Origin of the sequence: Pedobacter sp. CFBP9032 (assembly GCF_034045265.1) — a bacterium.
Classification (GTDB): Bacteria; Bacteroidota; Bacteroidia; order Sphingobacteriales; family Sphingobacteriaceae; genus Pedobacter.
In genome coordinates, this window is record NZ_JAXCWE010000004.1 from 372,986 (window position 1) to 396,055 (window position 23,070).

Sequence of the window (23,070 nt, forward strand, 5' to 3'; positions counted from 1 at the left end):
TTGCTTATAAGAGTTAAACACACACAAAATGAAGAAAATTAATGTTTTATCTGCATGCCTCTTATTCATGCTATTTACCAACCTGAAGACAAATGCTCAAATCAAACTCAGTGATATTTTTAAAAAGGTTACCGAAAAGAAGGGAACTACCTCCGCGTCTGTAACGGGCACGCCCAGTAGTTTAGAAATTGGACAGGGAATAAAAGAAGCGCTACAGATTGGTGTTTCGGCTGGTGCAGATCGACTAGCTGTGAAAGATGGTTTTCTGGGGAACCTGGCAGTTAAAATTTTAATGCCACCCGAAGCCCAGAAAGTAGAGCGAACCCTGCGTGGGATTGGGCTGAATAAACTTTGTGATAATGTAATTGTAAGTTTAAACCGTGCCGCTGAAGATGCAGCTACAGAAGCAAAGCCAATATTTATTACTGCAATTAAGCAGATGACATTGGCCGATGCCAGCAATATTTTGCTTGGAAACAACGATGCCGCTACTGCTTATTTCAAACGGGTAACCACAGCACAATTGCTTCAGAAGTTTAGTCCGATTGTAACCAACAGCCTCAGCAAAGTAAACGCAACAAAATATTATTCAGATCTTACTACGCAATACAATCGCCTGCCCTTGGTGAAGCCAGTAAATACAAATTTGACAGAATATGTTACACAAAAAGCGATAGATGGTTTGTTTATTGAAGTCGCAAAAGAGGAACTGAAAATCAGGGGAAATATCAATTCCAGAAGTACAACTTTATTGCAAAAAGTTTTCGGTTACGCAGATAAAAAGAAAGGTTAACAACCTCAAGTGCATCGCAACGATACATTAAGTCTGATTAAAATCAAAAAGGAGTAGAAGATCCATGTTTCGAAAGGGCATGGGTCTTTTTTGCTTAAAACAATTCGTAAAATTGTAAATGATTAAATTTAACTTGCGTTTGGCGGTGGTAATTATTCCTTGCTTCACATTATTTTCGGCCTGTAATTCAGGTAATAATGATCAATCGAAGTCTACTGCAGTTTTAGATACGGTGTCGTTAAGTAGCAAAAGTTTTGCGCTGGCTTATCAGGATGGGAGCAAAATTGTGGCAACGAGCATTGATACCATGAAACAGATTTCTTTTGGCGGTGCTACCGATCCGGCAATATCACCTAATGGAAATAAACTGGCCTATACTGTAAGCGATAGCATAGGTAACAGAAGCATTTGGGTGGCTGATCTGGAAAGTAAGAGCCAGTTGCAATTACAAGCAAATAGCAAAAATTACCATCATGCGGTGTGGTCACCAAGCGGAAACAAAATTGCATTTAATCTATATAATGATAAAGGCATATGGAAGGTTGCGGTAATTAAGACGGATAATACCGGATTGTTAGTGCTCGACAACAAATCTGCAGCGAATTTATATTCTCCAACCTGGAAGAGCGAAACGGAAGTAACTGCTCACGATTTGAAAAACATTTACACCTTTGATGCTGCTGGAAAAATAATCAATACCAAAGCAATAGTGGAATTGTTAGGTTCAGATTACCGCATTGCTGGCAGCAATAGTCTCTTTTTTACCAGCGATGGAAAGAAACTTATCTTCAATGCTGGTTTTGGAAGCCAGGTAGCGGAACTCAAAGGCCAGGCTGAAAGTGTTTTTGTGTTGGATGTTAGTACAAAGAAAATCTCAAGAATTTCGCCAGAAGGGCTGAATGTGCCTTACGTTTTCTTAACAGCAGATAATCGCATTTTCTTTAGCGGCGCTGAAAAGCCTTTTACCCAAAGTAAAATTTACGTATCAGATTTAGATGGGAACATAAAAACGCTTGTCAATAAAGGAACTAATCCAACTGGTACCTTAAAGTAGGTTTTAGAGCTGGATTTAGATAATCTGTTGGATAGTGCTTTCAACGGGTTTCGTGATTTACTTAATTTTACTGGCAAATACCTGGAATCTTCCCTGCCAAGCTGACACCTTATATTCCTGTATTGATTGCAAATTGACAGTACAGGTGTAAATTTGTCCCTCAGCACCACTTGGCATAAAAAGTGTTAATTACCTGCATAGTAAAAACTCAACTCAAATAAAAAATAATAAAAGTTATGGCGTTAAACCTAAAACCAATTGCTGGCAGTTCAAACAGAGTAATAGTTGAACCAGCTGCGGCGGAAGAAAAAACTGCATCGGGTTTGTATATTCCTGATACTGCAAAAGAAAAACCATCTAAAGGAACTGTAGTTTCTGTTTCTGAAGAAGATGCTGACGGTAAAAAAGCGAGCGTAAAAGTTGGCGATGTTGTAATTTATGGTAAATACGGTGGTACCGAGTTTCCTTACGAAGGTAAAGACTACCTGATTATGCGTGAAACAGATATTTACGCTGTTGTAGGGTAAATACTGATTAAATGACTGAATTTCGAACGTGTAAATTCAGCATGAATCAAATAAGTAAAATAATTATAGAATGAATGATTTTTGAATGATAGAATATATCGAAGTCCAAATTGAAACATTCTTTCATACAATCATTCAAAATTTAAAAACAAAATGTCAAAACAAGTAAAATATAACGTGGAAGCACGTGACGCCCTGAAACGTGGTGTTGATATCTTAGCGAATGCAGTAAAAGTAACTTTAGGTCCAAAAGGACGTAACGTAATTATCGATAAAAAATTCGGTTCTCCGGCGATTACTAAAGATGGGGTTACTGTTGCAAAAGAAATCGAATTGAAAGATGCGGTTGAAAACATGGGTGCACAAATGGTTAAAGAAGTAGCTTCTAAAACAGCAGATATTGCTGGTGACGGAACTACTACTGCTACTGTTTTAGCACAGGCAATCATCACTACAGGGATTAAAAACGTTGCTGCTGGTGCAAATCCAATGGATTTAAAACGCGGTATTGATAAAGCTGTTGCGGCTGTGGTAGCTAATTTGAAAGAGCAATCGCAAACAGTTGGTGAAGACAACAATAAAATTAAACAAGTAGCATCTATTTCTGCTAATAACGACGAGATAATTGGTTCGTTAATTGCTGAGGCAATGAGCAAAGTAGGTAAAGATGGTGTAATTACTGTTGAAGAAGCAAAAGGTACTGAAACTGAAGTAAAAACAGTTGAAGGTATGCAGTTTGACAGGGGTTATTTATCTCCATACTTCGTTACCAATGCAGATAAAATGGAAGCGGAATTAGAAAATCCTTACATTTTAATCTACGATAAAAAAATCAGCAACATGAAAGAATTGTTGCCAGTTTTAGAAAAAACTGTTCAAACAGGTAAACCATTGGTTATCATTTCTGAAGATTTAGATGGCGAAGCTTTAGCTACCTTAGTCGTGAACAAAATCCGTGGTTCGTTAAAAGTTGTTGCTGTTAAAGCACCAGGTTTTGGCGACAGAAGAAAAGCAATGTTAGAAGACATCGCTATTTTAACTGGCGGTATTGTTGTATCAGAAGAGAGAGGTTATAAATTAGAAAATGCTGATTTAACTTATTTGGGTTCTGCTGAGAAAGTTGTTGTTGATAAAGACAACACTACCGTAATTAACGGTGCTGGTAACTCAGAAGATATTAAATCTCGCGTTAGCCAGATTAAATCTCAAATCGAAACCACTACTTCAGATTACGATAAAGAAAAATTACAAGAGCGTTTAGCTAAATTAGCTGGTGGTGTTGCAGTTCTTTACGTTGGTGCTGCCAGTGAGGTTGAAATGAAAGAGAAAAAAGACCGTGTTGATGATGCTTTACATGCTACTCGTGCAGCTGTAGAAGAAGGTATCGTTGCTGGTGGTGGTGTTGCTTTCATCCGTGCAGTAGAAGCTTTAGCTGATCTTAAAGGTGTTAACGAAGATGAGAATACAGGTATTCAGATTATTCGTCGTGCTATTGAAGAGCCTTTACGTCAAATCTGTGAAAATGCAGGTATCGAAGGTTCTATCGTAGTTCAGAAAGTTAAAGAAGGAACTGCAGATTTCGGTTACAATGCACGTACCAATGTTTACGAAAACTTAATTGGTGCTGGTGTAATTGATCCAACTAAAGTAAGTCGCGTAGCTTTAGAAAATGCGGCATCAATTGCAGCAATGTTGTTAACTACAGAAGTTGTTTTAGCAGATGAGCCTGAAGAAGGTGGTGCTCCAATGCCGCCTATGGGTGGTGGTGGTATGGGTGGTATGATGTAATATCACCTATAGCGAAATCATTTCGTGTAAAATATTCCCCGATAGCCAATTGCTGTCGGGGTTTTTTTTTGCCCATTTTTTAGCTACAATGAATATTTATTCACTTTAAACATTCATTTTGTTCGATTTCATGTAAAAAATTATAGGTATACTATAAAAGTTACGTTATTTGCAATTGAATATTTATTAACGTGCTACAGAAGTGTTTACTTATTTGCATCTCACCTAACTAGTTGATTTGAAAGTGCCGATCATAAATTAAAGCGTAACTAAATCATTCCCCTATGTGCCCGCGATTATGAAAACCTGTTTGATAAGGAAATGGCCCTTTTTTGCGCTGTTTTGGATACTGCTTTTAATGACAACTGTCGGATTTTCCCAGGTTAATATTGGCGCGGTAAACGCAGGGCCATTTACACCAGGAAGTACGATCGCAGTTCCATTTAGTATTGCCAATGGCTGTGCTGAACAGAGCAATACGTTTCAGCTTTACTTATCTGACCAAAATGGAAGTTTTGGAAGTGAACAACTAATTGGAACTTACACTGGTTTCTATAGCACTTATGTGAATGGAATTATCCCAACAGGAATTGCGCCGGGTACTGGCTATAAAGTACGTGTAAAAACCACCCAGCCAGCTTCTGTAAGTGGAGAATCAACTGCCTTTGAGATTAGAGCCGGATTACCTGTTGAAGCCAAGTTGGTAACTTCTTACCTAAACCCCTCAAATACGGAAACCTTCGGGACCTGTGGAAGCAGGCCAAATAATTCATTTTTCATTACTAATGAATCTACTGCTACGGCTACTGTTACGGCGGCGGTCAGAAATGAATCAGTAGGAAGCACCTCTACACTTAATTTTACAGTGCCTATTCAGAGTTTTAACGCAGATCAAACTCATTATTCTATTGTGGCAACAGCTACCATGCCGGATGGAACAATAGGAACAAAAGGCTATTTGCTCGTTAATAACAGAGCCATTACTGCTTTTGGTACATCAGGTAATAATATTGTATGCTTGCCATTAGGTGCCCTGGAGTTCAATGTTGATTATACTTCTCCGGCAGGTATTCAGAATAATTTTCCAGGTAATCGTTATACCATTAGCTGGGGAGATGGAAGCCAGACGGTTTATACCTTATGCGACATTATCAATAATTCAGGAAAAGTAACCCATCCCTACACCAGGTCATCATGTGGGAGCAATTCGGTAACCAGTGCAGGTACCATTTACAATGCATTTCCTGTTACCATAAATGTATCAAATGATTTTTGCGGTACCGTAGGAACGCCGGTATCTTCATCGGCAAAAGTAGTGGTTAAACCCATGAATGCCTTTACCTTTCAAACACCTTCCTGTACCAATACGGATGTTACCTTTTACAACACCTCCATTTTAGGCGAAAATCCAGATACCAATACACCGGCCTGTGCACCAAATAATGTTACCTATAACTGGTATGTAGATGGTGTAATTACAGAGGCTAATAAACCGCGCTCATATAATCTGGTTACTCGTTTTTTAACAAATGGCGAACATGTAATCCGTTTAGAATCCAATAGTTCCGGCACGTGTAATGCCGATCCAGTAGAGATGCGGATATGTATTCAGAATCCGCCGAAACCTGAATTTTCACTCCCACAAAACACCATTTGTGCGGGCGCCACTTTAACCGCTACTGATTTATCCGTGCTGGATAATACCTGCGAAACAGCCAACACCTATTCATGGAACGTTACACCTGCGGTAACCTATGCAGGCGGTACAAATGCATCCAGTAAGGAGCCTGCGTTTATATTTACAAATCCCGGGATCTACACCATCACTTTAAACATCACCACACCATCCTGTGGTTTAGTGGCATCAGCCCCGCAAACGGTTGTGGTAAATGAATTACCTAAAGCTACACTTTCACCAGATATTACTTTATGTAACCTGTCTACCTATGATTTTAATCCAACAACAACAGGGCCAACGAGAACACTAATTGAGGGAACCTATCAAGATGTGGCAGATACTTACACCTGGACGGTTGTTCCAGCCGGAGCTGGTACCTATAGTTTTGAAGGAGGAACAACAGCAGCATCGAAATATCCTTCTATTAAATTTGATAATTACGACGAATATAGTATCACGGTAACCCATAAAAATAATTGCGGAACAATATCTAAAACACAAAAACTAACTTTCACCACTGCTCCGGTAATTAATGCCGGGGTTGATCAGACTTTATGTTTTACAGGAACCAGTTTTAATCTGGACGGAATCATTACAGGAACGGTGAGTTCGCAAACCTGGATAGGTGGTTTAGGAAGTTTCTCTCCCAATCGAAACGACCTGAAAGCAGTTTATACACCAACAGCAGCAGAAAAAGCAAATGGTTCCGTAAACCTGATATTAAGAGCAACGACTACTTTGGCGCCACCCTGCAATCAGATTGATGATGAAATCGCATTAACCATAAAACCAGATATTAGTGTAACCAGTGCAGCCAGTAAAACCATTTGTACAGGGACAAATGTAGGCTATACGCCAACAGGGTTGGTAAATGGAACTACTTTTAACTGGACCGCTACCGGATCCGCTAATGTAACCGGAGTTACACCATCTGGAACAGGCATTATTAATGATTTACTAACCAATTCCGATTTAACTACAAACGGAACGGTTACCTACATTATTACGCCACAAAAAGATGGTTGCGAGGGTGTACCATTTAACTTTGTGGTTACGGTTACACCAAATCCAGATGTGGTAGCTACAGCAGCCAATCAAACCATTTGTAGCAGTACATCATCTGCCATTACCTTAACATCGGCCTTAACTAATGTTAATTATACTTATACCAGCACGGTAACGGGCACCATTACAGGGAACAGCAACCGTCCTGTTGCCACTGCAGCAACGCAGATTAATGATATTTTAATGAATACCGGAACCACGTCTGGTACGGTAACTTATACCATTACGCCAGTATCAGCAGGTGGATGTACCGGAGCAGTGATATCTATAAGCCTCACAGTTCTGCCAAGTGCAACTTTGGCAAGTGCCGGGCCGGATGAATCGGTTTGTAATGCTTCAACTTATACTTTGAAAGGAAATGTTCCGGTAGTAGGGGTAGGGAAGTGGACTGCAGTGGCAGCACCAACAGCGATTACTTTTGATGATGATGCAAAAAATGATGCGGTAATATCTGGTTTAGTTGCCGGGAATAGTTATACGCTCCGCTGGACCATTACTAACGGTGCCTGCTCCAGTAACAGTGATGATGTGATCATTACTGTGAATCCTAACAGTGTTGGCGGTACCACAGGTAATGATTTAACTTTGTGTGCCGGCGCAAATAGTGGCATTATTACTTTAACCGGCCAAGTTGGAAACATCGTTCGTTGGGAAGCTTCTATAGATAACGGCGTAACCTGGGCAAGTTTAAACTCAACCTCCAATCCATATACTTTTACCAACATCGTAGTTTCTACCAAATACAGGGCTGTTGTACAAAGTGGCTCATGCTTAGAAGTTCAATCATCTGTCACTACCATCACCATAAACCCTACAACTGTGGCTTCAAACGCTGGTGCAAATCAAAGTTTATGTAGTGGCAACGGCATTACCCTTAACGGAAATAATCCTGCACCAAATAGTGGCTTGTGGACATTAGTTTCGGGCCAGACTGATGTAACGATTAATGATCCAACCTTGTTTAATACGGCGGTTACCGGCCTGATTCCCGGTCAAACATATCGGTTTATGTGGACAATAACCGGGTTCGACGGCTGCCCGCCATCCATATCTGAAACGACTGTTACTTATTTCTTCCCTGTAACCAACAGCATCTCGACGGCGGCAGACCCAATTTGTTTTGGTCAGAGTGCCACCATTACAGGAAGTTCGCCAACAGGCGGAAGCGGGGTGTTCAGTTATCAGTGGCAAAGCAGTGCAGATGGAAATACATGGACTAATCTTGCTACTGCTACCAATAAAGATTTAATTGTGAATGTTCCTGTATCTACCTTCTACCGTAGACTGGTAAACAGTACCATTTGCGTTGCCATGAGTAATAGCGTTCAGGTTGTGGTGTTACCAGCATTGCGCAACAACACTATTTCAGCAGATCAAACCATTTGTATTGGCACGGCTGCGGCCCCAATTATCGGGTCTACCCCAACCGGAGGCAACGGAACTTATGTTTATCAATGGCAATCAAGTTTAAATGGTACAACATGGACTGACATTTTAAATGCCAATGGTGCAGATTATGCACCACCTGTACCAGCAGCAACTATTTATTACCGCCGTTCGGTTTCTAGTGGTGCTTGTTCAGTAATTATGAGCAATCAGGTAAAGATAACGGTAAACCTTCCCGCAAAAGCGGAATTTACCTATACTACTGATGCAGGTTGTGTTCCTTTTGATTTAAGTTCAGTTAATCTTGCTGCAACGCCATATCCAGATCGAAATGCTACTTATACCTGGTTTGCTAATGATGTACAAATTGGAACAGGCATTAACTTCCCGGGCTATACTATTGCTACTCAAAATCAGTCTGTTATAATTAAGTTGGTTGTTACAAGTAGTTTAGGGTGTAATAGTGATGAGTTTTCGCATACCTTTTTTACGCGGCAGGATGTGACGGCATCTTATACACAAAATGTTGTGGAAGGATGTGGGCCATTAACAGTGAGGTTCACTAATACATCTACATCGCTAACTGATGCAACATTTAGATGGAATTTTGGCAACGGCACCACTTCCAATCTGGCTGTACCATCGGATGTAGTCTACGCGGCTGATCTCACCGGGAGAGACATTACTTATACGGTAACGCTTGAAGCCACCACACCTTGTGGCGTAAGCAGGCAAACTTCTACCGTTCTGGTAAAAGCAGCTCCAATTTCAATCTTTTCACCAGATAAAACAGCCGGATGTTCACCTTTTACCGTAACTTTTAGCAATACTTCTCCGGGAAATAATGGTACCTATACCTATGATTTTGGTGATGGAACCACAGTAACGAAAACGGATAAAAGCAGCGTTTCACATACTTATAACACCATTGCAGTCACAAATTACGTAGTCAAAATGCTTGCTGTGAACGAATGCGGAAGCAATGAATCTTCTTATACCATTAATGTAGCCCCAAATAACATTACTGCAGAATTGGTTGTAAATAGCAATCAACTTCGGGGCTGCGCACCATTTAAAGTAGATTTCTTTAATAATACGAAAGGGGCCAATACTTTTGTTTACGATTTTGGCGATGGCAGCACAGTGGTTCGAAATATTGCACCCGAAACTGTTTCGCACACCTTTACCAGGGCTGGAAGATTCAGGGTTACACTTTATGCTTCGAATGATTGCTCAAACGCCACAACAGTAGAAGAAATAGAAGTTTTAGAACAACCAGAAGTAAGTTTTACAGCAGATAAAACCAGTGGTTGCGATGGCTTAATTGTGAAGTTTAAAAACGATAGTAAAAATGCGATAGGATACGTGTGGGACTTTGGAGATGGCACAACTTCTACTGCTTTTGAACCAACACATACTTTTAACGGAGTGGGCAGAAACTTCATTGTAAGCTTAACTGCAACCAACACTTTGGGCTGTACCAGTACGGTAACTTCAAGCTCACCAATTAGTGTTGTAGCCCCTCCGGTGGCTGCTTTTACAGTTTCACCTGGCAACGAGATATCCATTCCTAATTATGCTTTTGGTTTTAAAGATAGCGGTACAGGTGCGGTAAGTTGGGAATGGGCTTTCGGAGATGGTGCGGTTTCAACACTCCAGAATCCAAATCACACTTATGGCAATGAAGGTACTTATACGGTTACGCTAAAAGTGCTCAATAAAGAAGGATGTAGTTCCACAACAGTGCAATCCGTTAGGATTATTGGCGTTCCCGGATATTTGAACGTTCCGAATTCTTTTATGCCGGGAAGTGCCAAGAATGAAATCAGGGTTTTCCAGGCAAAGGGGAGAGGTATTCAGGAATGGAAGATGTCTGTTTTTAATAAATGGGGGCAGATGCTCTGGGAAAGCTCAAAATTGGATGACGGTGCCCCTTTAGAAGGATGGGATGGAACATATAAGGGAAAAGAGCAGCCGCAGGGCGTATACTACTGGAAAATAGATGTCAAATTTATAAATGGTAGTGAGTGGAAAGGGATGACCTATGATTCATCATCTCCAAGGAAAACGGGTGTAATATATTTAATAAGATAATGATGAGGAGGATAATATTATTGGTGCTGGTGATTGTGCAGCCACTAATCTCGATAGGACAGGATCACATTTACTCTCAGTTCTATAACGCACCAATTTACCTCAACCCTGCACTTACAGGGCAATTTGAGGGCGATTTCAGGTTCAATGCGCTCTATAGAAATCAATGGACAGGTTTAGCTAGCGATTTTTCTTATATGAGTGCTTCAGCAGACTTAAATCTTCATCAGATTAACAGTGGCCTGGGAATTATTTTTAACCGAAGTAGTGAAGGCACAGCCTACCTGGTGAAAAATAATATTGCGGCAAGTTATTCTTATATTATTGGTGGGGATGATTTTACGCTTTCATTTGGTTTACAGGCGGGTGTAACCAATCAAAAATTAAATTGGGATAAACTGGTGTTTGGCGATCAGATTGATATCAATTCAGGCTATATACCCGGAAGTGTTTCTGGTGCAGAAAGGCCTGCGATTGATAGTCGTTTTTACCTGGATGCAAATGCAGGTGCCAACCTGGTTTACGGAAAGTTTATGCTGGGTTTAGCCACACATCACTTAAACCGTCCGGATGAGTCGCTTTCTGGATTTCAGGCTAAATTGCCCTTAAGAGTTTCTACGAATTTAAGTTATAAAGTTACCCTGATTCCAGATCAATATGATCGGGACGGAAGTTACCTCATTCCTTCAGTTGTTTTATATAAACAAGGAAACGTAAACTCTTTTAGTGTGGGCACCCAATACAAATATGCAGGCATTAATGCCGGAATCTGGTATCGAAATGATGGGAATGCCAATGGAAATGATGCAATTGTTTTTTCTGTAATTTTCGACATTTTTAACAGAAGAACCAATGGAGAAAAATTCAGGTTGGGCATTAGTCATGATGCTACCACTTCGAAAATTAATTACAGCAATACTGGTGGAACGTCAGAAATTGGAGTAGGTTACGAGAAGTATTTTCCCAATAGTTCCAATGGCGGCCGGGCAAATGGTTTAAGATGTTATGATTTTTACTAATTTGGTGCTGTTAATTTTAAGTAATGAACGATATTTTAGACAATAGCCATTTCATCACACAAAGTGAAGTAAATAAATTTCTGCTGGCCACATTGCTCTGTGGACTGATCGGAGCTGAAAGAGAATACAGAAGTAAATCTGCAGGTTTAAAAACCATGATGATGATCGGTTTAGGTGCTGCATTATTTACTATTCTATCTATAAAAATCGGACCAACAAGCCAGGATCGGATTGCCTCTAATATTGTAACCGGAATTGGTTTCTTAGGTGCAGGTGTAATCTTTAAGGAAGAAAACCGGGTTAAAGGTTTAACAACAGCTTGTATTATATGGATTGTAGCTGCCATTGGGATGGCAGTAGGATCAGGTTATTATGAACAAGCCATTGGGGTAACAGGGGTGGTTCTTTTAGCATTGATTGTTTTTCCTTTTATAGAAGAAATGGGCGATCGCCGTTTTACAAAAAGAATCTATCGCATTGTTAAAAAACAAGATACACAAGGCGATTTGGAAAGTTACGAGGAAGTTTTTAGGGAAAATAAACTAAAGCCGCAACGTGGAAAACACCAACTGGTAAATAATATCATTACCGGAAACTGGACAGCCACCGGCACACCGGTTAATCACCAGAAGTTTGTAGAGCAGATGTTGAAAGATAAGGAAATTATAGAGTTTGATTTTTAGGGTGTCGGATTTTGCTTAAATGAATCAAAAAAAGTTTCCTTCTGCTTAAGCAAAGCAAGTTTTTTTTCTTCAACAACCATTGTATTTGATAAGCGATCATGCCAGGGATTACAAGGCGTTCCAAATGCACTGAAAGCATTAAAAGGAATAGCCCTGATTATATTTCTACTAAATGCCTGACCAAAATTCATATCGCTTCCATCTAAATTTACGGCTTTGGTTCCTGTAATGAGTTTTCCGATAGATTTCCCCTGAGAGGCGCCTTCAATAAACGACATCACGATACCATAAAGTAACAGGGAGATTAGCCTACCCATTAAACCGTCAAAAATATTGAGTACACTTGGTGCTAAAATGCCAAGGAATATGCCCAAACCAAACATGATCAGATAGAAAAAAATCATATCGATAATGTAGTTAGCTAATCTTAAGCCAGAGGTAGCGCGACAGTAATCAAGATCTACTTCCTCCTGGTTTGCGTTAAAATTTATCATAGAGCGTTATTAAATTTATGGTAAGATAATAAAAATAATTACTGGTTAAAGAATTATTGATCTGAATTTTAATAAAACAATCATAGCTTTGTATAACTAACTTTCTTCATGATTAAAGAGCAAATCTCCGTCTTCGATATTTTTAAAATCGGTATTGGTCCATCGAGTTCTCATACACTTGGACCATGGCGTGCTGCGCAGCAATTTACGGCATCGTTAAAGCAACACGGTGTTATTAATCATGTAGAAGCAGTAAAAATATTACTCTATGGCTCGCTTGCGAAAACAGGGAAGGGCCACGGAACCGATGTGGCTATCCTGTTGGGATTAACTGGTGCCGATCCCGTTACCTTCGACGTGGATGCAGTAACCCCAACGTTTGAAGCGATTCAACAAAACAAAGCGCTAAACCTGGCTGGTGCGAGATTAATCGATTTCGATTACGATAATGATTTGCTTTTCTTGTTTACCGAAAGTCTTCCCTTTCATCCAAATGCGGTAACTTTTCAGGCATTTTTAAATAATGGAAAAGCTTTCTCAGCAACTTATTACTCTATTGGTGGTGGTTTTGTAGTGAAAGAAGGGGAGGATAATAGTCATAAGACCCAGGTAGACTTGCCATTTCCAATTGAAAAGGCAAAGGAACTTTTACACTGGTGTTTATCTACCGGATTGAAAGTGAGCGAAATTGTGCTCGAAAACGAATTGGCCTGGAGATCTGAAGCCGAAACAAAAAACGGAATTCTACAACACTTTGCCGTAATGCGCGATTGTATTTATAGGGGTTGCCATACTACTGGTTTTTTGCCTGGCGGTTTGAACGTGGCGCGAAGAGCATTTCCATTAAATAAACGATTAATAGATAAAAGTGAATATTCAGATTACAACAGTTGGGTAGAAGCCATTAAAAAAGGTGGAAACGGCTTTAATTATACCTTGGATTGGGTGAGCTGTTTTGCGTTAGCCGTTAATGAAGAAAATGCATCCTTCGGACGGGTGGTAACTGCCCCAACCAATGGTGCTGCAGGGGTAATTCCGGCAGTGCTTCAATATTTTATTACCTTTTGCGATGGTTACGATGAGAATAAAATTATCCAATTTATAGCTTGTGCCTCAGAAATTGGAAGTATCTTTAAGAAAGGCGCAACCATCTCCGCTGCGATGGGCGGTTGTCAGGCAGAAATTGGTGTTTCATCAGCTATGGCAGCTGCTGCGCTGACAGAGTGTTTAGGTGGTTCTCAGCGCCAGGTTTTAATGGCGGCAGAGATTGCAATGGAACATCACCTGGGCTTAACATGCGATCCAATAGGTGGTCTGGTGCAGATTCCTTGCATTGAACGGAATACCATGGGCGCCATTAAAGCGATTACTGCAAGTCAGCTGGCTTTGCAAAGTAATCCTGATAAGGCAAAAGTGAGTTTAGATGCCGTGGTTAACACGATGTGGGAAACGGCTTTAGATATGAATGCTAAGTACAAAGAAACATCTGATGGAGGCTTGGCAACCAATATCCCGATTAGTTTACCGGAGTGTTAGCGCTTTAGCGTTTAAGTCTAGAGTCTGGCAAATTTAAAATCTAGGTAAAATTCCGGGCGCTTATTGGTCTAGCTCTACAATCAACCTTTGCGTGAAATTATCCCGCTGATTTCGGGAATTCCGCAGATAAGCAAAACGTTATTACCACAGGCTTCTGAATTAACACTGAGAATGTAATCCTGTGTGTTCTCTGTGCCTTTTCTCATTGCCCTCTTTGATTATCCCTTAACCCAACTTTGCGTTACCTTGCGAAAAGCTTTGCATTCTTTGCTGTTAACTTTTGAACCAACACTAAGAATATAATCCTGTGTGCCTGCTCTTATTACCCTCTGATTAACCCTTACCCCAACTTTGCGTTACTTTGCGAAAAACTTTGTGTTCTTTGTGGTTAAACTTTTAAATCCAACACTGAGAATATAACCCTTTATGCCTTTCTTGTTGCTCTCTGTGATTAACCGTTACCCCACTTTGCGTTACTTTGCGAAAAACTTTGCGTTCTTTGCGGTTAAACTCAAAATAATCCAAAATGTGTTAACACCACCCACCATAATGCCGTGGTGATGAAAGACAATAAAATTCCGATCCCCACCACCAGGTTAGCAAGTTTCGGATTCAGGTTATATTGGTCGGCAACTACGCCAGCGGTTAATAAGGTAGGCATTGCCATCTCAAAAATAGTAATTTTAGTAATTGTGCCAGTCATTCCCAAGAGTATAGCGATTAGCAAAATAGAAAGCGGCGCTAAAATCAATTTGTAAAGTAAGGCAATACTGATGTGTTTTAGTTCGCTAAACCAACCGCCAAACTTTAATTGTAAACCAATAGAGAATAAAGCCAACGGACCAACCGTTCCTGCCAGTTTCTCGAATAAAGGATCGAGGAAAGAAATGTTTAAAAGCCTGGGGATGATCAATGCTAAAACGCATCCAACCAATGGCGGAAAACTCAATACCTTTTTCAGAACCAACTTACCGTTTAATTTTTGCTGTTGCGAGGCCCGAATGGCTACAATGATCCCAATGGTAGATAATAGTGTAAAGGTAATCTGATCACAGATAATGGCGATAGGAATCTCTTGCTCACTAAAATAAGCCAGGATTAGTGGAAAGCCAATAAAGGAGGTGTTACTTAGCGAACTTACGAGTTTTAGTCCACCGGTAGTTGCGCTGCTTAACTTTCTAATCCGACTGTAAGCAGTAATAAATAACCAGCCAAACATCCAGATACAAATCGGGGCGAAAGCCGGAAAAAGTAAATCTTTTGACCAGACAATATGAGGCAGGTATTTAAATGAAACAGCAGGTAGTGCGATATAAATAATCCACGCATTAATGCCTTTATGTGCATCTTTAGGTAGCGTTTTGCTTTTTCTAAAAAGTATTCCGGCTATTATGCATAAGCCAATGAGGATAAAATTTGCCATTTGCGTAAGCAAAGATAAGGGTTAAAAGAAAAACGCCAATAAGGAAGCTTACTGGCGTTTAAATTATACTGATGGTTTTGGCTTTTTCTTATGCCAAACTTTTTTCTTTCCGTTGTTATTTTGTGGTGGGCGTTTTTCCTCTACATTGGTAATCTCCATCGCCGCAATCTGCTCGGGTAAAGGCATGCGCTGAACAGGCTTTTCAATTAACCGCTCGATGTTATCAAACTTACGTTTATCTCTGCCATTAACCAGCGTTATCGCAGTTCCTTTGGTTGCGGCTCTCGCCGTTCTGCCAATGCGGTGTACATAATCTGCAGGATCGCCGGGTACATCGTAATTAATTACAAGGTCAATTCCTTCTACATCAATCCCACGGGATAATACATCTGTTCCAATTAAAATTGGCAACCTTCTGTTTTTAAAAGCCAGCAAAATATCTTCGCGCTCTTTCTGCCCCAAGTCTGAGTGAAATGCCTCGGCTTTAATGCCTAAACTTTTAAATGTTTTGTATAAAGCTTTAACCTTTTCTTTGGTTGATGCGAAGATGATACTGCTTTTGTATTTATCATCTTTAAAAATATCAGTTAATAAAGCTTGTTTTTGCTGATCGTGAATGTTGTAAGCCTGCTGATCAATTCCCTCGGCTGGTTTTGCGATGGAAATGGTAATCTGCTGCGGGTCATTTAAAATCTTAGCCGCCATCGTTCTGATTTTTGGCGCCATGGTTGCAGAAAAAAGCAAAGTTTGTCTTTTCTTAGGCAAATAGCTGATGATGCGAATAATGTCATCATAAAAACCCATGTCTAACATTCTGTCTGCCTCATCTAAAATCAGATGCTGTAAATGCTCAAGCTTTAATACGCCAGATGATAAATGCGCCATTAAACGACCGGGCGTTGCAATAATGATATCTACACCCTCACGCATAGAACGCTTTTGTTGCTCATACGCAATTCCATCGCCACCGCCATAAACAGCAAGTGAACTGATATTGGTAAAGTAGGCAAGTGCCTCAACTTGTAAATCAATCTGTTGAGCTAGTTCGCGGGTGGGTGCTAATATTAGGGTGTTATTATGTCTATCGGTAGCCCGGCTAATCTTATCCATTACAGGCAATAAATAGCTGGCGGTTTTTCCTGTTCCTGTTTGGGCACAGGCAATTAGATCGTGATTATCCAAAATTACCGGAATGGCTTGTTGTTGGATCGGTGTGGCGCTTTTATACCCCATCGCCATTAGGCCTTCGTATAAATCGGGGCCAAAGTTAAAATCGTTAAAATTCAATCTGATGTGTTTATATCTTTTAGCAAAAGTACCTCAAATTAAGGCGAATAGCAAAAAACATTTAACATCAAATGAGATTTTGAATTGTAATGGGTGTATTCTGTACCCTTTTGGTTAGTAGAATATATCGGTTGTACCTGCTGGTGGATTAAAATCCGTAGAAACTATAGTCGGGATCAGATCCCGACCAGTGGAAGGAAATCCTAATTAATGGAGTTAGTTTGCTTGCTGCTCCCTATTTTTGCTTCTCCAGCTACTACACCTGTTTTTATATTCTGCTTTAAATTTTGCCCGTTCTTCTTCATTCATGCTTTCCCATTTTGAACGCATTTTAAAGGCTTTCTCCCGAAAGCCGCCACCCCCTTTGTTGAAATTGCCGAAAAGTAATCTGCATAAAACCAGTAAGCCAAGCGCCTGCCAGAAATTTAATTGCCCAACGTGAGCAATGTTTGGCAAAATCCAATTCCACAAGTACATAACAATGTAGCCCAGGGCGGTTGCAATGAGTGCAATAACGGGTAGGCAGAAAAGAAATTTCATGCCCTTACTAAATTTTCTATTGCTCATTTTATTATATTTAATAGTTTATAAATTCTTGATACAAATTTTGCAAACGGCTACGCAAATGTTTTACCGCGTAACCCTTTCTTGAAATAAGCGTTTTAATATTCTCACCAGTTTCATTTGATAAATCCTGAAACGTACGCTCTTCCAGTTCGTTTTGAACAAACACATAACGTTGCTTCTCTGGCAATTCATCCAGCGCCAGAAATAACTGATCCCAAAAAAGTCTTTTTAAACTTTCTTCTTCCGGCGAGCATGATTCTGCGAGCAAAACCTCCCTGAAGTTAAATTCACCCTCATCGTCTTCATAACCAAAATCTTCCAGCAATGCTTCTTTTTGCTTTCTATGTTTATCCGTAATCTTATTTCGTGCTACGCGATATAGCCAACCACTAATCTGCTCAATGGCACCAGCCTCTGGCTGATTGCTCAATTGATACCAAACATCCTGCAAAATATCTTCCGCATCTTCATCAGTATTTACCCGTCCACGGATAAAACTGAAAAGGCGTTTACCATAATTGGCAACAGTAGAAATAATATTTAGCGTTTCTTTATCAGGCACGATCAATGGCGTTATAGATCAGTAAACGAATGAGGTTCGGTTTTACTTTAAATATATTCAGTTTTATCCATGATGTGAACTGATCAAAAAATCAACAACAAAAAAAGCCTTCCTTTTTGAGGAAAGCTTCAGGCAAACTAAATGAGTTTGAATTATTTTTTTGTTGTATCTGCAGGTTTTGCAGGAGCAGTATTGTTGAAGTTTCCACCGATTGGAGATGGAGACGGTGTTTTATCTAAACGCTCTTGAATGGATGAATTTCCAACAGCTGTAGCGCCACCGCCGCTTTTGGCAACAGTAGTAATGGCTAATGTTAAAACAACGATAAAGGTTAACAAGATCCAGGATCCTTTTTCCAAAACATCACCGGTACGTTGCACACCAAACATGTTGCTTGTGCCACCTCCACTTGCTAAACCACCACCTTTAGGATTTTGTATCAATACAAATAAGCCTAAAGCAATACACACAACAATTAATAAAATGATTAAAAAAGTTACCATGGTAAATATTATATTTTAAAATTTCTTTTCTATAGATTGGATAAGGTCGGCAAAGTAACCACTTTTTTCTGGATATTTCAAACTTAATTTTTTATAAGTATCTATGGCTTTGTGATAAAGCATTTGTTCGATATAAATTTTCGCTAAAGTTTCAGAAACTAAGTCGTAACGATCTTCAGCGCTCTTCTTTGCTTTATTTTCTGTGTCGATTTGCTCTGGCTTTGGTGGTTTTATGGTAGGGTCTTCTTTCAGGAATTTTTCAATAATTTCTGCACCCTTGGCATCTTTTACATCAGCTGAAGGATATTCTGCTAAATGATCTGCAACTTCGAAAGGAGTTTGAATATGGAATATGTGTTCAACGTATTGTTGTTGAAACTCTGCAGTGTTTTTTTGCTGAGCTGGCTCTTGTTTAACAATTGCTGGTTTTGGCTGAACATAAGGTTGAAAAATTTGCTCGTGTTCTTTTCGGGTTTTAGAGAGCCACCATAAAAAAGTATAGGGCAATTGATCATCATCGTATTTAGAAACAAAATTTACATCATGACTGTCAGGAACAACTGTTTCTATTTGAGGAGCAGTACGAACCACATCAGTGCTCAGCTTTTTTTCAAATGCAAAAAAATCAGTTGTGGCAATACTTTCTATAAATAGCTCTTCTTCGGCAGGGAAATCAGATGAATCGAAATTTGAACCCGGTAAATCAGCCGTTGGCTCTACAATTGGGGTTGCATCCTGTTCAACCGGAATAACTTCGGCTTTAGCTTCAATAACTTCATCCTGATTTGCTATGATAACCGTTTCAATTTCCTCGTTTTCTTCAGTTTTTTCTTCAAAAGAAGTGGTTTCATCTTTAACCGAAACCATGTTTAAAACATGAAAGAGCGCATTGCCATGGCTATAAAGTGCAGCCTTAGAAATAAAAGAAGCATCAGCTTTGGCGAGCAGTAAATGAATGGGTTGAGCATACGGAAATTGTACTGCAAGTTCCTGAAGCATGGGTACATGCTCCGGACCAACCTTGCCAGGTTGAGCGAGTAAATTTGCCAGTAGCTGCTGATGATTCATTATATAGGTTTGTCGCTAAGTTAAAAAATGTAAGCGGTTTTTTGAAAGTTTTATGAGTATAGCGCTATAAGTGAGCTTACCATTGTGCAAAAGCACGGTTAAAAATATCTTCTGTAAGCTGTCTGTTAATGTTCTCTATTGCTGCCGGTAATGCAGATTGAATGGGTGCACCATTTAGCGGAAAATCAAAGTATTTGGTAAAACTTTCTTCAAAGCTTTCTTTCTCTTTGCCTTCTGTATTATTGGTGTATTTTACGGCAACCGTAATGGTTAACCTGTTTGCACCTGCTGTTGGAGTGGTGCTGGATTGTAAAGCCACCGGCTTAATGTCATAACCTGTAATTCTACCTTCAAACACGGCATCGCCCTCTGTTGTGGAGATGCTCAGGCTCGTTTGGTTCCGGATCCTGGTTTTTAAGGCTTCGGTAAACTGATTGCTCAGTGCAGGAACAACCAATGGAGCATTATTTTCAAAAACTTTCACTACAACGGTTTTTAAACCTACGGTTGATGCCCCATTAAACTTATAAGAACATGCTGTGAGCGCTGTAACTACAAGAAGGATAAATATTTTAATTTTCATTTATGATGGGTGCTGTTTTAGTTGCTTTACAATTTGTTTTTACTGCATTTAGGCGATAGTTATCGTCTACAAACTTAATTCTTTAATTTTTCTGTAAAGCGTACGTTCTGAAATACCCAACTCCTGAGCAGCAAATTTTCGCTTCCCTTTGTGTTTCTTTAACGCTTTCTTGATGAGATCGGATTCTTTATCAATCAGCGACAAAGATTCTTCAATCTCTTCTGCATCGTGTGCGTAGTAATCTGAATTATTGCTGCTATTATTATTGTTGTTTGGCGTAGGCTGTTGGATGGTAAAAGTATGCTCCTGGCCACCCGGCAATTCAACGTCTCTGTATAACTGGTTGATGTATTGAGGATTATCTGCCAAAACGCTGGCTGTATTTCCGCCATGCTGTATAATTTCGGCTACCAGCTTTTTGAGTTCAACCATGTCTTTTTTCATATCGAACAAAACTTTATAAAGGATATCTCTTTCTGTAAAGTCTTCTTTCGATTGAGAATTGATCGCCATTGGGAGGTTACTTCCTGCCTCGTTTGGAATATAATTTAGAATTGCTGGTCCGGTAACATTTCTATCCTTTTCCAGTACGCAAATTTGTTCGGCAATATTTTTAAGCTGACGAACGTTTCCCGGCCAGCTGTAGTTGGTGAGAATTTGAACGGCATCGGCCTCCAGGTGTAATGATGGACTACGGTACTTATCACTAAAGTCTGCAGAAAATTTTCTGAACAATAAGTAAATATCTTCTTTTCGCTCGTGCAAGGCAGGGATGCGTAAAGGCACTGTGTTTAGCCGGTAATATAAATCTTCACGAAACTTGCCATTTTTTACGCGATGGTAAACATCAACGTTGGTTGCGGCAATAATGCGGACATCTGTCTTTTGCACCTTTGATGAACCTACCCGTAAATATTCACCACTTTCTAAAATCCTGAGCAAACGGGCTTGGGTTCCGAGCGGTAATTCTGCAACCTCATCTAAAAAGATCGTTCCGCCGTTGGCTACTTCGAAATAGCCTTTTCTAGCTTCGTGTGCGCCAGTGAACGAGCCTTTTTCATGTCCGAAAAGCTCCGAGTCAATTGTTCCTTCCGGAATGGCCCCACAGTTTACGGCAATGAATGAGCCATGTTTGCGTGCGCTCATTTGATGGATAATCTGTGAAAAAACTTCTTTACCACTTCCACTTTCACCTGTAATTAAAACCGACATGTCTGTTGGAGCAACCTGGCTGGCAATATCTATGGCACGATTAAGTAAGGGCGAATTGCCAATAATCCCGAATCGTTGTTTTATATTTTGTGTATCCATTCTTGTAATGTTAAAAGTTGACTGTTAAAGGTTAAAAGTCATGGGTTATAACTAACCATGTAACATTTAACCCGTAACCTTTAACCTCTTTTTTTAAACTATTCTTCCAATTAGGGTAGCTGATGTACATTTCTCAATAAATACATTAGCGTATTCACCAGGTTTTACACTTTCTGTTGCCGGGAAGATTGCCATTGCACCACTATCGCCTCGGCCGCAATAATCAAGATCAGATTTCTTAGATGTGCCTTCGATTAATACGCGAACAGTTTTTCCAATCCACTCTTGCAGGCGCATCAATGAATGTGCCTGCTGTTTTGCCAGAATTTCTGCTAAACGGCGTTTTTTTACTTCCTCAGGAATATCGTCTGCCAATTTACGAGCGGCTAAAGTTCCTGGTCTTTCCGAGTAGGTAAAATTATAAGCAAAATCGTATGCTACATAGTCCATCATGCTCAACGTTTCCTGATGTTCTTCTTCGGTTTCGGTGCAGAAACCGGCGATGATATCAGTGGAGATTGCGCATCCGGGAATAATTCTTCTAATGGCATCGATCCGGTTAATGTACCATTCGCGGGTGTAAGTACGGTTCATTAATTCTAAAATCCGGCTGTTGCCAGATTGAACCGGTAGGTGAATGTAGTTACAAATATTATCGTATTTAGCGATGGTCTCTAAAACTTCATCGGTAATGTCTTTCGGGTGAGAGGTAGAAAAACGAACCCTTAAATCAGGATTAATTAATGCAGTATGTGCTAAAAGTTGTGCGAAGTTTACGGTTTCAGTTCCATCTTCGGAAGTCCAGGTGTATGAATCTACATTCTGGCCTAGAAGGGTTACTTCCCGGTAACCGGATTCAAATAACGATTTCGCCTCCTCAATAATGGAATGTGCATCCCTGCTTCTTTCGCGGCCACGGGTAAAGGGCACCACACAGAAAGAACACATGTTGTTGCAGCCTCGGGTGATGGAAATGAAAGCGGTAATTCCATTGCTATTTAAACGAACAGGACTGATATCTGCGTAAGTTTCTTCACGAGATAACAATACGTTCACTGCTTTATGGCCACTTTCTACCTGTTCAATTAAATTCGGTAAATCCCTGTAGGCATCCGGGCCTACCACTACATCTACTAATCTCTCTTCCTCCAGGAATTTAGATTTAAGGCGTTCTGCCATGCAACCCAGCACCCCCACAATTAACTTAGGATTGCGGCGTTTTTCTACACCAAATTGCGATAAACGATTTCTTACCCTGGTTTCTGCGTTTTCGCGAATAGAACAAGTGTTAATAAAAATCACATCTGCCTGATGGTAATCGCCTGTGGTTTCAAACCCTGTTTCTGAAAGGATAGAGGCCACAATTTCGCTATCTGCAAAATTCATTGCACAGCCGTAACTTTCAATGTATAATTTACGTGCGTCGGCTTTTACTGGGGCATCTAAAATTAGTGCTTCACCTTGTCTGGCCTCATCATGCGTTTTATCCTGTACTTGTAAATCAATCATTCTTTAAAAAGATTTTGGGATTGCAAAAATACACAAATTAAATTAAAAGTGACAAATTGGCACCTTTAGTTCAAATGTTTACAGTTTAATTATAACCGTTAAAAAAAATGATAGTTTAGCGCTTGAAAGGAATATTATAA

General features: G+C 39.9%; 18 protein-coding genes. 8 read left to right on the top strand and 10 right to left on the bottom strand.

What is annotated here, in order from left to right:
* Positions 1 to 28 precede the first annotated feature (28 nt).
* From SOM16_RS10285 to SOM16_RS10315, 7 genes are all read left to right on the top strand, one after another.
* A complete protein-coding gene (locus SOM16_RS10285) occupies positions 29 to 793 on the top strand; it encodes a DUF4197 domain-containing protein (protein ID WP_320463918.1) in 765 nt (254 codons plus the stop codon).
* 118 nt (positions 794 to 911) lie between these two features.
* Positions 912 to 1,847, top strand: coding sequence for a hypothetical protein (locus SOM16_RS10290; RefSeq protein WP_320463919.1), 936 nt, complete (start codon positions 912 to 914; stop codon positions 1,845 to 1,847).
* Positions 1,848 to 2,083: 236 nt separating this feature from the next.
* Positions 2,084 to 2,374 (top strand): co-chaperone GroES, encoded by a 291-nt coding sequence (locus tag SOM16_RS10295; protein ID WP_029281770.1) that lies wholly within the window; start codon positions 2,084 to 2,086, stop codon positions 2,372 to 2,374.
* A gap of 153 nt (positions 2,375 to 2,527) precedes the next feature.
* Positions 2,528 to 4,162 carry a chaperonin GroEL gene (gene groL / locus SOM16_RS10300; protein ID WP_320463920.1) on the top strand — a complete coding sequence of 545 codons (1,635 nt, stop codon included), beginning with the start codon at positions 2,528 to 2,530 and terminating at the stop codon, positions 4,160 to 4,162.
* 358 nt (positions 4,163 to 4,520) lie between these two features.
* Positions 4,521 to 10,385, top strand: a complete 5,865-nt coding sequence (locus SOM16_RS10305) for a PKD domain-containing protein (RefSeq protein ID WP_320463921.1) — start codon at positions 4,521 to 4,523, stop codon at positions 10,383 to 10,385.
* On the top strand, positions 10,385 to 11,404 hold the full coding sequence (locus tag SOM16_RS10310; protein ID WP_320463922.1) for a PorP/SprF family type IX secretion system membrane protein: 1,020 nt from the start codon (positions 10,385 to 10,387) through the stop codon (positions 11,402 to 11,404). The genes SOM16_RS10305 and SOM16_RS10310 overlap by 1 nt, the downstream gene beginning before the upstream one ends.
* 23 nt (positions 11,405 to 11,427) lie before the next feature.
* Positions 11,428 to 12,087 (top strand): MgtC/SapB family protein, encoded by a 660-nt coding sequence (locus SOM16_RS10315; RefSeq protein WP_320463923.1) that lies wholly within the window; start codon positions 11,428 to 11,430, stop codon positions 12,085 to 12,087.
* Here SOM16_RS10315 and SOM16_RS10320 read toward each other — a convergent pair.
* Positions 12,084 to 12,581, bottom strand: a complete 498-nt coding sequence (locus SOM16_RS10320; RefSeq protein ID WP_320463924.1) for an RDD family protein — start codon at positions 12,579 to 12,581, stop codon at positions 12,084 to 12,086. The genes SOM16_RS10315 and SOM16_RS10320 overlap by 4 nt on opposite strands.
* Before the next feature lie 108 nt (positions 12,582 to 12,689).
* On the opposite strand from SOM16_RS10320, the gene SOM16_RS10325 reads away from it, so the two are divergent.
* Entirely contained in the window at positions 12,690 to 14,117 is a 1,428-nt protein-coding gene (locus SOM16_RS10325; protein WP_320463925.1) for an L-serine ammonia-lyase, read from the top strand.
* A 511-nt stretch (positions 14,118 to 14,628) separates the two neighbouring features.
* Here the strand turns inward: SOM16_RS10325 and SOM16_RS10330 are convergent.
* From SOM16_RS10330 to miaB, 9 genes are all read right to left on the bottom strand, one after another.
* Positions 14,629 to 15,540 carry an AEC family transporter gene (locus SOM16_RS10330; RefSeq protein ID WP_320463926.1) on the bottom strand — a complete coding sequence of 304 codons (912 nt, stop codon included), beginning with the start codon at positions 15,538 to 15,540 and terminating at the stop codon, positions 14,629 to 14,631.
* A 63-nt stretch (positions 15,541 to 15,603) separates the two neighbouring features.
* On the bottom strand, positions 15,604 to 16,827 hold the full coding sequence (locus tag SOM16_RS10335; protein WP_320463927.1) for a DEAD/DEAH box helicase: 1,224 nt from the start codon (positions 16,825 to 16,827) through the stop codon (positions 15,604 to 15,606).
* Between the two features lie 216 nt (positions 16,828 to 17,043).
* Positions 17,044 to 17,394, bottom strand: coding sequence for a hypothetical protein (locus SOM16_RS10340; RefSeq protein ID WP_320463928.1), 351 nt, complete (start codon positions 17,392 to 17,394; stop codon positions 17,044 to 17,046).
* Between the two features lie 10 nt (positions 17,395 to 17,404).
* Positions 17,405 to 17,956, bottom strand: a complete 552-nt coding sequence (locus SOM16_RS10345; RefSeq protein ID WP_320463929.1) for a sigma-70 family RNA polymerase sigma factor — start codon at positions 17,954 to 17,956, stop codon at positions 17,405 to 17,407.
* Positions 17,957 to 18,108: 152 nt separating this feature from the next.
* Positions 18,109 to 18,459, bottom strand: a complete 351-nt coding sequence (gene secG, locus SOM16_RS10350) for a preprotein translocase subunit SecG (protein ID WP_320463930.1) — start codon at positions 18,457 to 18,459, stop codon at positions 18,109 to 18,111.
* 15 nt (positions 18,460 to 18,474) lie between these two features.
* Positions 18,475 to 19,527 carry a hypothetical protein gene (locus SOM16_RS10355; RefSeq protein WP_320463931.1) on the bottom strand — a complete coding sequence of 351 codons (1,053 nt, stop codon included), beginning with the start codon at positions 19,525 to 19,527 and terminating at the stop codon, positions 18,475 to 18,477.
* Between the two features lie 76 nt (positions 19,528 to 19,603).
* On the bottom strand, positions 19,604 to 20,110 hold the full coding sequence (locus tag SOM16_RS10360) for an LptE family protein (protein WP_320463932.1): 507 nt from the start codon (positions 20,108 to 20,110) through the stop codon (positions 19,604 to 19,606).
* A 66-nt stretch (positions 20,111 to 20,176) separates the two neighbouring features.
* Positions 20,177 to 21,421, bottom strand: a complete 1,245-nt coding sequence (locus SOM16_RS10365) for a sigma 54-interacting transcriptional regulator (RefSeq protein ID WP_320463933.1) — start codon at positions 21,419 to 21,421, stop codon at positions 20,177 to 20,179.
* 93 nt (positions 21,422 to 21,514) lie between these two features.
* Positions 21,515 to 22,930 (bottom strand): tRNA (N6-isopentenyl adenosine(37)-C2)-methylthiotransferase MiaB, encoded by a 1,416-nt coding sequence (miaB, locus tag SOM16_RS10370; RefSeq protein ID WP_320463934.1) that lies wholly within the window; start codon positions 22,928 to 22,930, stop codon positions 21,515 to 21,517.
* Positions 22,931 to 23,070: the final 140 nt, after the last annotated feature.